Consider the following 13279-nt stretch of genomic DNA (forward strand, 5'->3'; position numbering starts at 1 on the left):
CGGCTCGTCAAGCCGTCGGTGGAAGTAGGGAGTAGGGAGACGCCATGGCTCGGCCTCTGGTTTTTCACGATGACCGCCTGTTCCCCGCCGACGAGCGCACCCGGGGGATCGCCCGCGCCCTGTACGGCCAGGTCAAGGACCTGCCGATCATCAGCCCGCACGGCCACACCGACCCGGCCTGGTTCGCCACCAACGACCCGTTCCAGGACGCCACCGACCTGTTGCTGGCGCCGGACCACTATCTCTACCGCATGCTCTACAGCCAGGGCGTCTCGCTGGACGCCCTGAAGGTGCGGTCCAAGGCCGGCGTGCCCGACACCGACCCGCGCGCGGCCTGGCGGCTGTTCGCCGGCAACTTCCATCTCTTCCGCGGCACGCCGTCGTGGATCTGGCTGAACCACGTGTTCAGCAAGGTGTTCGGCTTCACCGAGTTCCTGGGCGCCGAGACCGCCGACGACTATTTCGACCGCATCAACGAAGCCCTGGCCACCGAGGCCTTCCGTCCGCGCGCCCTGTTCGACCGCTTCAACATCGAGACCCTGGCCACCACCGAAGGCCCGCACGAGCGCTTGCAGCACCATGCCGCCATCCGCGAGAGCGGGTGGGGCGGTCACGTGGTCACCGCCTATCGTCCCGACGCGGTCATCGATTTCGAGGACGAACGCTTCGGCCGGGCCTTCGACCGCTTCGCCGAGGTGTCGGGCCAGGACGTCACCAGCTGGCGCGGCTATCTGGAGGCCCACCGCATCCGCCGGGCGGCCTTCATCGACGCCGGCGCCACCTCCAGCGACCACGGCCACCCCTCGGCCGCCACGGCCGACCTCTCGGACGTCGACGCCGAGGCCCTGTTCCAGAGCCTGCTGAAGGGCGAGGTCACCCCGGCCAAGGCCGAGCTGTTCCGCGCCCAGATGCTGACCGAAATGGCCAAGATGAGCCTGGACGACGGGCTGGTCATGCAGATCCACCCCGGTTCGCACCGCAACCACAATGTGGGCCTCTTGGCCTCGCACGGCCGCGACAAGGGCGCCGACATCCCGATGCGCACCGAGTACGTGGAGGCGCTGAAGCCCCTGCTGACCCGGCTGGGTAACGACCCGCGCCTGTCGGTCATCCTCTTCACCCTGGACGAGACGGTCTACAGCCGCGAGCTGGCCCCGCTGGCCGGCCACTATCCGGTGCTGAAGCTGGGCCCATCCTGGTGGTTCCACGACAGCCCGGAAGGGATGATGCGGTTCCGCGAGCAGGTCACCGAGACCGCCGGCTTCTACAACACCGTCGGCTTCAACGACGACACCCGCGCCTTCCTGTCGATCCCGGCCCGCCACGATGTTGCGCGCCGCGTCGACTCGGCCTTCCTGGCCCGCATGGTCGCCGAGCACCGCATGGACGAGGTCGAGGCCGCCGAGCTGATCGTCGACCTGACGTACAACCTGCCTAAGAAGGCCTACAAACTCGACCAACGCCCCGCCTGGGCGCGTCCGGTCCAGCCGCTCAAACACGCCGCCGAATAGATTATCCGGAGCCCCCTGATGTTCACCAAGACCTACCACGCCACCCACCCGGACATGATGTTCGCGGTCAGCAACGACGACCTGCGCGATCGCTATCTGATGGACGGCCTGTTCGCCGCCGACGACATCGTGCTGCATTACAACCACGCCGAACGCTTCGTGATCGGCGGCGCGGCCCCGGTCAGCAAGGGCGTGAAGCTGCCCGACCAGACCGAGCCCGCCTCGGCCGCCGGCCATCCGTTCCTGGAGCGCCGCGAGCTGGGCGCCATCAATGTGGGCGGCGGCAAGGGCAAGGTCACCGTGGACGGCGTCGTCTACGACATCGAGCCGCGCGACGGCATCTACGTGACCATGGGCTCCAAGGACGTGGTGTTCGAGAGCGTCGACGCCGCCAACCCGGCCCGCTTCTACCTGACCAGCCTGCCGGCCCACGCCGCGTTCGAGACCAAGAAGCTGGTGTTCGCCGACGCCATCCCGCTGGAGCGCGGCGCGCTGGAGACCTCCAACGAGCGCACGATCTACCAGTACATCGTGCCCACCACCTGCAAGTCGGCCCAGCTGCTGCTGGGCATGACCGTGCTGAAGCCGGGCAGCGTCTGGAACACCATGCCGCCCCACCTGCACGACCGCCGCTCGGAGGCCTATTTCTACTTCGGCCTGGGCGATAACGACCGGGTCTTCCACTACATGGGCGAGCCGGACGAGATGCGTCACATCGTGATCGCCAACGAAGAAGCCATCATGAGCCCGCCGTGGTCGATCCACATGGGCTCGGGCACCTCGAACTACACCTTCATCTGGGCGATGGGCGGGGAAAACCTCGACTATACCGACATGAACGTGCTGGACATCTGCCAGCTGAAGTAGGGGCGTAGGACCGCTCCGTATCGACCCTTCGACTGTCATCCCGGACGGCCCGCAGGGACGATCCGGGACCGACGTGGAGCGCAGCGCTTCAAGTCGGTCCCGGATCTTCGCGCTTCGCGCTACGTCCGGGATGACAACGCAAGTTTTGAGGAATGCACCATGGCCCATCCGTTCAGCCTCGAAGGCAAGGTCGCTCTCGTCACCGGCGCCAACACCGGCATCGGGCAGGGGATCGCGGTCGCTTTGGCTGAAGCGGGCGCCGACATCGCCGCCGCCGGCCGCAGCGCGCCGACCGAGACGCAAGCCCTGGTGGAGGCCACGGGCCGCAAGTTCCTGTCGATCAAGGCCGACTTCGGGTCGATCGAGCCGGTCCAGCGGGTGATCGACGAGACCGTCGCCGCCTTCGGCAAGGTCGACATCCTGGTCAACAACGCCGGCATCATCCGCCGCGCCGACAGCATCGAGTTCACCGAGGCCGACTGGGACGCGGTGATGGACACCAATCTGAAGGTCGTCTTCTTCCTGACCCAGGCCTTCGCCAAGCAGGCGCTGAAGCAGGGCGGCGAGGGCAGTGTCGGCAAGGTGATCAACATCGCCTCGCTGCTGTCGTTCCAGGGGGGCATCCGCGTGCCGTCCTACACGGCCAGCAAGAGCGGCCTGGCGGGCCTGACCAAGATCCTGGCCAACGAGTGGGCGGCCAAGGGCATCAACGTCAACGCCATCGCCCCCGGCTATTTCGACACCAACAACACCGAGGCCCTGCGCAACGACGCCGACCGCAACGCCTCGATCCTGGCCCGCATCCCGGCCGGCCGCTGGGGCCGTCCGGAGGACCTGGGCGGGGCCGCCGTGTTCCTGGCCTCGAACGCCGCCGACTACGTCCAGGGCATTACCTTGCCCGTCGACGGGGGCTGGCTGGCCCGCTAGAGGCAGAAATCTGCGCACAAGCGCAGATGTTACCGTAACCATTGCGTCGGCCGCCTTTTCGTGGCCGACAAAGCGCGGTAGAGGCGCCGCTGCGTCAGCAAGACCCCCCAGTCTCGCCGATGCTTCGTACGTTTCCTTCCCCATGAGCCGCCGTAGTCCCACGGCGGTCGCGGAGTTTCGCGCATGCCCCTGTCGCTAGACGGTGACCGTCCCACCAGCCGCCATGTGCGACAGAACGCCAATCTGCTCAGCGAGCTTCTGAACGAGGCCATCGCCTATCTGGACGGCGAGGAGGCCGCCGCCCTGGTGGCCAAGGCCCGCCGCGCGGCCTCGATCGAGGACGTGGCCAACGGCGACGCCCCGGTGCTGGACCGCCTGTTCTCCGACGTCTCCAGCGACCAGGCCATCTTCCTGGCCCGCGCCCTGGCCAGCCACTCGATGCTGGCCAATATCGGCGAGGACGTGGCCGGCCGTCGCCGCCACGCCGAGGCCGACGCCCGTCCCGGCGACGATCGCCCCCGCACCCTGGTCGGAGCGGTCAAGGCCCTGGTGGCCGAGGGCAAGTCGCCCGAGCAGCTGACCAAGGTTCTGGCCAGCATGAACGTCGTGCCGGTGCTGACCGCCCACCCCACCGAGGTGCGCCGCCGCAGCATGGTCGACCGCGAGACCGAGATCTCGCGCCTGATGGCCGCCCGCCGCCATCACCTGCCGCCGGACCTGGACGCCGACATCCGCGAACGCCTGTTCCGCGAGATCGCCCTGATGTGGCGCACGCGCCTCTATCGGCCCGAGCGGATCACCGTGAAGGACGAGATCCGCAACGCCCTGTCGATCGTGCGCACCTCGATCCTGCCGGCGATCATCGAGCTCTACGGCGACTGGTCCCAGCAGATCGGCGAGCACGGCCAGATGGCCCCGCTGCTGAAGATGGGTTCGTGGCTGGGCGGCGACCGCGACGGCCACCCCGGCGTCAACGGCGAGACCCTGAAGCTGGCCTTCGCCTCGCAGTCGCGGGTGATCCTGGACTGGTACGCCGCCCAGGTGCGCAAGCTGTGGTCGAACCTGGCGGTCTCCACCGCCTATGCTCCGGTGTCGGAAGAGGTGCTGGCCTTGGCGGGTCAGGCCCGCGACCCGTCGGTGCACCGCCTGGACGAGCCCTATCGCCTGGCCCTGGAGCTGATCTTCGAGCGCCTGAACGCGGTGTCCAAGAAGCTGACCGGCTCGCGGGTGATCCACGCCACCGAGGACGCCAAGGTCGATCCCTACGGCCATCCGGACGCCTTCGTCAGCGACCTGAAGATCATCATCGACAGCCTGGAGCGCAACGGCGGCGAGCGCCTGGTCGGTTCGGCCCTGCGCACCCTGGTCGAGGTGGCCCAAGCCTGCGGCTTCCACCTGATGAGCCTGGACCTGCGCCAGAACGCCGACGTTCACGAACGCACCCTGGACGAGCTCTACCGCCGCGCCGGCACGGGCGTGTCGTACCTGCGCCTCGACGAGGAGGCCCGTTGCAAGGTGCTGATCGAGGAGCTGTCGCACCAGCGGCCGCTGGTCTCGCCGTTCACGGCCTATGACGAGGAGACCACCAAGGAGCTGGCCACCATGGAAGCCGCGGCCCAGGCCGTGCGCGACTACGGTCGGGGCTGTCTCGGCGCCTATGTGATCTCCAAGTCGGCCACCCTGTCGGACATCCTGGAGCCCCTGGTGCTGCTCAAGCAGGTGGGCCTGGTCTGGGGCGGGGCCGCGCCGCGCGCCTCGGTCAAGATCAGCCCGCTGTTCGAGACCATCGGCGACCTGGAGAACGGCCCCCGCGTGCTGCGCCAGTGGCTGGAGCTGCCGCTGTCCCGCACCATCCTGGGCGACCGGCCGGTGCAGGAGATCATGCTCGGCTATTCCGACAGCAACAAGGACGGCGGCTACGTGGCCAGCCGTCGCGGCGTGGCGCGCGGCGCCTCGGCCCTGGCGTTCGAGGCCGAGCGCATGGGCGTGGGCCTGCAGCTGTTCCACGGCCGGGGCGGCAGCGTCGGGCGGGGCGGGGGACCGGCCGCCGAGGCCGTGCTGGCCCAGCCGGCCGGCACCGTCCAGGGCCGCATCCGCATGACCGAGCAGGGCGAGATGATCGCCCGCCGCTTCGGCGATCAACCCACGGCCCGCCGCAACCTCGACGGCCTGGCCGCCGCGGCCCTGATCGCCAGCGAGCGCCCGGTCCAGCGGCCCGACCCCAAGGTCGACGCGGCCATGACCGCCCTTGCGGAAGCCTCGTTCCACGGCTTCCGCGCCCTGGTGTACGACGACCCGGCCTTCGAGGACTTCTTCTGGTCGGCCACGCCCATCGGCGAGATCGTGGGGCTGAACATCGGCAGCCGCCCAGCCAGCCGCACCGCCAGCCGTAAGATCGAGGACCTGCGGGCCATCCCCTGGGTGTTTTCCTGGTCGCAGGCCCGCTTCATGCTGCCCGGCTGGTACGGCTTCGCCTCGGGCGTGGAGCGGGCGGGGCTGTCGACCCAGCAGCTGCAGGACCTGGCCGGCGGCTTCGACTTCTTCGGCGCCCTGCTGTCGAACATGGAGCTGGCCCTGGCCCAGAGCCACATGGGCATCGCCGGCCGGTACAAGGACCTGTCGCCGGACAAGGCGAACGCCCAGCGGATCTTCGACACGATCAAGCGCGAGCACGATAAGGCTTCCGAAATCGCCCTCGCTATCCGGGGCGGCACGGCGCTGCTGGACAACCAGCCGGAGCTGGCGGAGTCGGTGGCCCTGGCCGGGCTGTCGGTGGACCCGCTGAACCACCTGCAGCTGGAGCTCCTGGCCCGCCGTCGCGGCGGCGACCAGGACGAGAACATCCGCCTGGCCATCCAGCTGACCGTCGCCGGCATCGCCGCCGGCCTGCGCAACACGGGGTGAGGGCAGGGGACCAAGACGGGGACACACACTCACGCGAAGGCCTCGCCAGGCTTGGCAGAGCGTGCGCCGTGAGTGTGTGTCCCCACCTTCCGTCACCGTCTTTTCCGCTTTCCCGTCAAAACCTCGAACGGCGTTTTGACACCGCTTGCACAAGGTCGCGCTTCGGAGTAGATTCCTGAATGACACCGGTGGCAAAGTGGTCTGGCCACTTTCCCGCCGGTCTCATCGACGTTTTGGGCCGGCCTACCCGGTCCTGGGCGTCCGCGGCTCTTTCTGAGTTCGCTCCTGCGCAAACTTGGGCGCCCGGCCATCCGCCTGGCGCCCATTATTTTGAGAGCCCCGCGCCAGCGGCCGGGACGGGATGGAAACGAAGGACGACAGCGCACGAATTGACGTTGGGGGAGCCTCTTCGGTGGCGTCGGCCCGCGACGCGGTCTAAATGATCGCCGCGCCGATATCGGCGAAATCTTCCCCGGACAGGGCGTCCCGCCGGACCCCCACGCAAGATCGATCCTTGAGGAGCAGTACTGATGGTGAAAGACCGCATGGCCGTGCTGACGGCGCTGATGGAACAGGGCGTCATCCCGGTCTTCTATCACCCCGACGTCGAGGTCTGTAAGAAGGTGATCCAGGCCTGCGCCGACGGCGGCGCGCCCTGCATCGAATTCACCAACCGCGGCGACTTCGCCAGCCACGTCTTCTACGAAGTGACCCGTCACTTCGCCTCGGCCGATCCGCGCGTGATCATGGGCGTGGGCTCGATCGTCGACGCCCCGACCGCCGGCATCTACATCGCCAACGGCGCCAAGTTCGTGGTCGGCCCGATCCTCAACGCCGACGTCGCCAAGGTCTGCAACCGCCGCAAGATCCCGTATTCGCCGGGCTGCGGTTCGGCCTCGGAAATCTCGTACGCCGAGGAACTGGGCTGCGAGATCGTCAAGGTGTTCCCCGGCTCGTCGGTCGGCGGCCCCGATTTCGTCAAGGCGGTGCTGGGCCCGATGCCCTGGACCCGCATCATGCCGACGGGCGGCGTCGATCCGGACGAAGCCTCGGTCAAGAAGTGGTTCGGCGCGGGCATCGTCGCCGCCGGCATGGGCTCCAAGCTGATCACTCAGGAGCTGCTGGACGCCGAAGACTACGCGGGCATCACCGCCAAGGTCCGCGAGACGGTTGATCTGATCAAGAAGGTTCGTGGGAAGGCCTAAAGACCAATGAGCGACAATATCCTCGACATCCGCCCGGCTTCGGAAACGAAGTGGGATTGCGCCAGCTTCGGTGAAGTGATGCTGCGTTTCGACCCCGGCTTCGGCCGGGTGCGCAACGCCCGTCAGTTCCAGGTCTGGGAAGGCGGCGGCGAATACAACGTCGCCCGTGCTTTCAAGAAGTGCTGGGGCAAGCGTTCGACCGCGGTCACCGCCCTGCCGGTCAACGACCTGGGGTGGCTTGTCGAGGATCTGATGATGCAGGGCGGTGTCGACACCTCCCACATCATCTGGCGCGACTTCGACGGCCTGGGCCGCAACACCCGCGTCGGCCTGAACTTCACCGAAAAGGGCTTCGGCGTTCGCCCGGCCCTGGGCTGCAGCGACCGGGGCCACTCGGCCGCCTCGCAGATCCGCCCCGGTGAAGTGAACTGGGAGAAGCTGTTCGGCGAAGAAGGCGTGCGCTGGTTCCACACCGGCGGCATCTTCGCGGCCCTGGCGTCCAACACCGCCGAAGCCGTGATCGAGGCCGTCGAGGTGGCCCGCAAGTACGGCACCGTGATCTCCTACGACCTGAACTACCGCGCCTCGCTGTGGAAGTCGCAGGGCGGCAAGGAGGGGGCCCAGAAGGTCAACCGCCACATCGCCCAATATGTGGACGTTATGATCGGCAACGAAGAAGACTTCACCGCCTGCCTGGGCTTCGAAGTCGAGGGCCTGGACGAGCACATCTCGTCGATCGACCCGGCCAACTTCAAGAAGATGATCCAGACGGCCGTGAAGCAGTTCCCCAACTTCAAGGTCGCTGCCACCACCCTGCGCAACGCCAAGACCGCCTCGGTCAACGACTGGTCGGCGATCCTCTATGCCGGCGGCGAGTTCTACGCCTCGATGATGCGCGAGAACCTCGAGATCTACGACCGGGTCGGCGGCGGCGACGGCTTCGCCTCGGGCCTCGCGTTCGGCTTCATGGAAGGCAAGGGTCCCCAGGCCGCCGTCGAGTACGGCGCGGCTCACGGCGCCCTGGCCATGACCACCCCGGGCGACACCTCGATGGTGCGCCAGGCCGAGGTCGAGGCCGTGATGAAGGGCAAGGGCGCGCGGGTCATCCGCTAGTCTTTGGCCTTATCGGTTCAAACAGCAGAGCCCCCGGTCGCAAGGCCGGGGGCTTTTGCTTGGGGACATGCACTCACGGCAACGCGCCGACAAGTTGGCAGGGCGCTGGATGTGAGTGCGTGTCCCCCAAGTCGTCCGCTGAGCTTGTGGCGTTCAGCGTCGTGACCGAAGGAGGGGACACGTACTCACCTTGAGGCTCGGGATCGTCTGGCAAGGCCTTGCCGTGAGTACATGTCCCCGGCGATTCAGCGGCCACGGCTGGGGACACACGCATGCGTGTGTCCCCATCAGCAGGGCTCTATCCTCAGCGGATAGCGACCAGAGTTCAGCGATTTCAACCGCTTGAACTTTCTCGACCTAACTTATCCCCACTCTCTGGACCTGCCGTATCCTTATTCCACTCGAAAGCACGGGAAGGGCGCACGTACGGCGACCGTTGCGGCTTTCGGGGGCGATCGAGCGGGAAGCTCTGTCGGTGGTCCTCTTCGGAGGACCAACCTCGTCCATCTGGTGCCGGCCGGGCCTCGAAAATAAACGGCGTTGGATGGGGGCCGACAGAGCAGCAGGCGGGCGGTGATGCGCTCGCGGTCCGGGACCGGGCGCGTTGGCCTGGTTCCGCCCGTCGGAGGCTTCAAGGCGGCGAGGCCCTAACAGGGTTCAGCGTCGCGGGCTTTCGGATAACGGTCGCGCGAAGCGCTCTAGCGTCGTCGAAACGGTATTCACATCAAAGCTTTTCCGGGCGAGGCCCGGGCGCTTCGCGACCCTTCCCACTTCTCACAGCCGCTGGCGTGGGAGCGCACCCACTTGCCCCCACCTGACCGCTTCGCGGTCTGTCCGCCCCCGTAGGGGGCGGAGCCCTTCGCAATCACGCGGCTCTTCCCCCTATGGGGGAAGACGACCGCGAAGCGGTCCGTAGGGGGTAAGTGCGTCGCGTGAGTCTCTCAGAGTCCCCGTACAAGAGGAAGGCTTTGCTCAAGCCCCTGCCGGAACCGGGAAGCCGCGGTGCCGCATCAGGGCGCCGATCTTGACGTCGCGGCCTCGGAAGGCCCGGAACTGGTCGGCGGGATCCACCGCGTTGCCCTTCGACATCACGCTGGCCCGCAGTCGCTGGCCCACGGCCTTGTCGTAGAAGCCGCCCGGCGCCTCTTCGAAGGCCTCGGCCGCGTCGGCGGTCAGGGTGTCGGCCCACAGGTAGCTGTAGTAGCCGGCCGAATAGCCGTCGCCGGAGAAGACGTGGCCGAACTGCGGGGTGCGGTGGCGCATGACGATCTCCTTCGGCATGCCGAGCCTGGCCAGCTCGTCGCGCTCGAAGGCGTCCGGATCGATGGTCGCGTCGCCGGCCAGGTGCAGCTTCATGTCGATCAGGGCGCTGGCCAGGTATTCGGTGGTGTCGAAACCCTGGTTGAAGGTCGCGGCAGCCTCGATCTTGTCGACCATCGCCTGGGGCAGGGCCTCGCCGGTCTGGTGGTGGACGGCGAAGCGGCTCAGCACCTGGCGGGTCGGCAGCCAGTGCTCGTTCAGCTGGCTGGGGAACTCCACATAGTCGCGGGCCACGTTGGTGCCCGCCACGCGGGGATAGACGACGTCGGAATTGAGCCCGTGGATGGCGTGGCCGAACTCGTGGAACAGGGTCTTGGCGTCGTCCCACGAGATCAGCACCGGCTCGCCGGGCTTGGTCTTGATGAAGTTGGAGTTGTTGGAGACGATCGTCGTCACCTCGCCCCGGAAGCGCTCCTGGCGACGATAGGCGTTCATCCAGGCGCCCGAACGCTTGCCCTTGCGGGCATAGGGATCGAAGTACCACAGGCCCACGCGCTTGCCGTCGCGGGTGACCTCGTAGGTGGTCACGTCCGCATGGAAGACCGGCAGGCCCTCCACCTGGGCGAACTGGAAGCCGTAGACCTGGCCGGCGGCCCAGAACATGCCCTCGCGCAGCTTGTCCAACTGCATGTACGGCTTCACCTCGTTCATATCGAGGTCGTACTTCGCCTTGCGCACCTTCTCGGCGTAGTAGCGATAGTCCCAGGGCGCGATCGAGAAGCCGCCGCCCTCGGCGTCGGCGATCTTCTGCATGTCGGCCACGTCCTTGGCCACCTGGGCGATGGCCGGGGTCCAGACCGCCTCCATCAGCGCCATGGCGTTCTGCGGCGTCTTGGCCATGGCCACCTCCAGCCGCCAGTCGGCGTGGGTGGCGTAGCCCAGCAGCTTGGCGCGCTCGGCCCGCAGCTTGAGGATCCGGGTGATCAGGGCGTTGTTGTCGGTGGCCCCGCCGTTGTCGCCGCGATTGACGAAGGCCTTCCAGACCGTCTCCCGCGTGGCCCGGACCGGCGAATAGGTCAGGTACGGATCGACGCTGGAGCGGGTGTTGACGATGACGTGCTGGCCCGGAAGCTTCAGCTGCTCGGCGCTGGCGGCCGCGGCGGCCTTCAGGGAGTCCGGCAGACCGACGAGGTCGGTTTCGGTCAGGACGATATAGGTCGACTCGTCGGCCAGCAGGTTCTGGTTGAACTGGGTGAACAGGCCCGCCAGCTCGGTGTTGATCGCCGCCACCCGCGCCTTGGCCTCGGGGTCCAGCTTGGCCCCGGCCCGCACGAAGCTGGTGTAGTAGAGCCAGGTCACCCGCTGCTGCTCGGGCGTCAGCCTGGCCTTGGCCGGCGAGGTGTAGACCGCTTCGATGCGGGCGAAGAGCGCGGCGTTCTGGTTGATCTTGTCGGCGAAGGCCGCGAGCTTGGGATCCATCTCCTTCTGCAGCGCCTGCAGTTCCGGCGTGCTGAGATTGGAGCCCCAGATGCCGTAGATCGTCTGGACCCGGCTCAGCTGGCGGCCGGAGTCCTCCAGGGCGGCGATGGTGTTCTCGAAGGTCGGGGCGGCTTTCACGGCGGTGATGGCGTCGATCTCGGCGAGGTTGGCCGCCATGCCGGCTTCGAGGGCCGGCTTGAAGTGCTCGACCTGGACCTTGTCGAAGGGCGGCTGGCCGCCGTGCGGGCCGGTCCAGGCCTGGAGAAGCGGATTGGTGTCAGCGGCCATGGACAAACTCGGGTTCAGGCCGCCGGTCGCGCCGACGGCGGCGGCGGTGGCGAGGAAAGTGCGACGCTTCACGAAGGCTCCGGAAGAGGGTGTTGCGCCCCGAACACCTGGGGCCGGGGCGACCTTGAAACGGGCGGGCCGTCCTTGTCGAGACCCTCTCCGCGTCTAGCCCAGCGTCCGCTCCAAGGCCTCGACCACCAGGGCGTGGTCCTCGACCTGCGGCAGGCCCGAGACCGTGATCGCGCCGATGCAGCCCAGGCCCGCCAGGATCAGCGGGAAGCCGCCGCCGTGGGCGGCATGGTCGCGGAGCGACAGACCGTAGCGCTGCTCCAGGGTCTCGCCCGAGGCCTTCAGCTTCAGCCCCACGGCCAGGGTGCTGGTTCCCAGGGCCAGGACGGTGTTGCGCTTGCGGCGCACCCAGTCGGCGTTGGCGATGTCGGCGCCGGGCAGGGCGGCATGGAACAGCGGCCGCTCGCGCAGGCCGATGTCGATGGCCACCGGGGCATTGCGGGCCAGGGCCGCGTCGCGCAGGGCCGTGCCCAGCGTCCAGGCGGTCTCCAGAGTGAAGCGCTGGAAGCCCAGCGCCTTCTCCTGGGCGGCGATGGCGGCCAGCAGTTCGGCGTCGGTCAAAGCGGCAGCTCTCGGCGCTCGGCGGCGCTGCGCTGGGCCACGTCGATCAGTTCCATCACCGCGATGGCCTCTTCGGGCGGCACGGGATTTTCGCCATGACCCGACAGGGCGTCGCGGATGGCGGCGTAGTAGGCCAGATAGTCGCCGGGGACGCCCTCGATCACGCGGCTGGTGGTGTCGTCGCCGTCCGGTTGGGTCAGGGTTCCGGGACGCGGGTCGGCGCCCCAGCCTTCCGAGCCTGGGACGATCCCGGCCTTTAGGGCGTTCTCCTGCTCGTCCAGCCCCTGCTTGTGGAAGCTGCCCTTGGTCCCGTGCACGGCCATCCGCAGGCGGGAATCGACGGTCATCTGGCTGGCGTGCAGCAGCACCCGCAGCTTGGGATAGCGCAGCGCCAGGTGGAAATAGTCCGGGGCCTGGCCGCCGTCCTTCTGGGCCACCAGGTCGGCATAGACCGCCTGGGGCTTGCCGAACAGCTTCAGGGCCTGGTCGATCAGGTGCGGTCCCAGGTCCAGCAGGGCGCCGGCGCCGGGCTTTTCCCTCCAGCGGTCGCGGACCAGCGGGCGGAAGCGGTCGAAGTGGCTCTCGTACTGGACGATCTCGCCCAGGCTGCCGTCGGCGATCAGGGCCTGGAGGGTCAGGAAGTCGCTGTCCCAGCGGCGGTTCTGGAAGATGCTCAGCAGCTTGCCGGCGCGCTTGGCGTGGTCGGCGACGGCGCGGGCCTCGTCCAGGGTCACCGCGAACGGCTTGTCGATCACCACGGCCTTGCCGGCGTCGAGCGCGGCATGGGCCTGGGGGGCGTGCAGCGGGTCGGGGGTGGCGATCACCACCAGGTCGATCTCGGCGTCGGCCAGGGCGGTAACGAGGTCGGGAACGACCTTCACCTCGGGCAGGTCGGCATGGACCTTGGCCGGGTCGCTGGAGACGACGGTGTGGAGAACGAGGCCGGGCGTGGCGACGATCAGCGGGGCGTGAAACACCTTGCCGACGAAGCCGTAGCCGACCAGGGCGACCTTGAAGGGGAGGGGGGAGGACATGAGTCCGTTTATAGCGCCTCCGCACGAAAAAGCCCCCGGTCTCGCGACCGGGGGCTCGTTC

The 13279-nt window shown here is 68.0% G+C and carries 9 protein-coding genes; 6 read left to right on the forward strand and 3 right to left on the reverse strand.

Annotation, left to right across the window (positions count from 1 at the left end; genetic code table 11):
* Positions 1 to 44 precede the first annotated feature (44 nt).
* The 6 genes from uxaC to AC07OA_RS16575 all read left to right on the forward strand — a co-directional run bounded on the left by uxaC (position 45) and on the right by AC07OA_RS16575 (position 8527).
* Positions 45 to 1511 carry a glucuronate isomerase gene (gene uxaC, locus AC07OA_RS16550; RefSeq protein ID WP_494664903.1) on the forward strand — a complete coding sequence of 489 codons (1467 nt, stop codon included), beginning with the start codon at positions 45 to 47 and terminating at the stop codon, positions 1509 to 1511.
* An 18-nt stretch (positions 1512 to 1529) separates the two neighbouring features.
* A complete protein-coding gene (kduI, locus tag AC07OA_RS16555) occupies positions 1530 to 2378 on the forward strand; it encodes a 5-dehydro-4-deoxy-D-glucuronate isomerase (RefSeq protein ID WP_494664904.1) in 849 nt (282 codons plus the stop codon).
* A 159-nt stretch (positions 2379 to 2537) separates the two neighbouring features.
* Positions 2538 to 3305, forward strand: a complete 768-nt coding sequence (gene kduD, locus AC07OA_RS16560) for a 2-dehydro-3-deoxy-D-gluconate 5-dehydrogenase KduD (protein ID WP_494664905.1) — start codon at positions 2538 to 2540, stop codon at positions 3303 to 3305.
* Between the two features lie 183 nt (positions 3306 to 3488).
* Positions 3489 to 6209 carry a phosphoenolpyruvate carboxylase gene (gene ppc / locus AC07OA_RS16565; RefSeq protein ID WP_494664906.1) on the forward strand — a complete coding sequence of 907 codons (2721 nt, stop codon included), beginning with the start codon at positions 3489 to 3491 and terminating at the stop codon, positions 6207 to 6209.
* Positions 6210 to 6739: 530 nt separating this feature from the next.
* Complete coding sequence (locus tag AC07OA_RS16570; protein ID WP_494664907.1) at positions 6740 to 7414, forward strand: bifunctional 4-hydroxy-2-oxoglutarate aldolase/2-dehydro-3-deoxy-phosphogluconate aldolase; 675 nt, start codon at positions 6740 to 6742, stop codon at positions 7412 to 7414.
* Positions 7415 to 7420: 6 nt separating this feature from the next.
* Positions 7421 to 8527 carry a PfkB family carbohydrate kinase gene (locus tag AC07OA_RS16575; protein ID WP_494664908.1) on the forward strand — a complete coding sequence of 369 codons (1107 nt, stop codon included), beginning with the start codon at positions 7421 to 7423 and terminating at the stop codon, positions 8525 to 8527.
* Positions 8528 to 9499: 972 nt separating this feature from the next.
* On the opposite strand, the gene AC07OA_RS16580 is transcribed toward AC07OA_RS16575, so the two are convergent.
* The 3 genes from AC07OA_RS16580 to AC07OA_RS16590 form a co-directional block, all read right to left on the reverse strand.
* Entirely contained in the window at positions 9500 to 11626 is a 2127-nt protein-coding gene (locus AC07OA_RS16580) for a M3 family metallopeptidase (protein ID WP_494664909.1), read from the reverse strand.
* 93 nt (positions 11627 to 11719) lie between these two features.
* Complete coding sequence (locus AC07OA_RS16585; RefSeq protein ID WP_494664910.1) at positions 11720 to 12184, reverse strand: heme-degrading domain-containing protein; 465 nt, start codon at positions 12182 to 12184, stop codon at positions 11720 to 11722.
* Positions 12181 to 13218 carry an oxidoreductase gene (locus AC07OA_RS16590; RefSeq protein WP_494664911.1) on the reverse strand — a complete coding sequence of 346 codons (1038 nt, stop codon included), beginning with the start codon at positions 13216 to 13218 and terminating at the stop codon, positions 12181 to 12183. Before AC07OA_RS16590 ends, AC07OA_RS16585 begins: the two co-directional genes overlap by 4 nt.
* Positions 13219 to 13279 lie beyond the last annotated feature (61 nt).

The organism is Caulobacter sp. GW821-FHT09B08 (genome assembly GCF_059418225.1).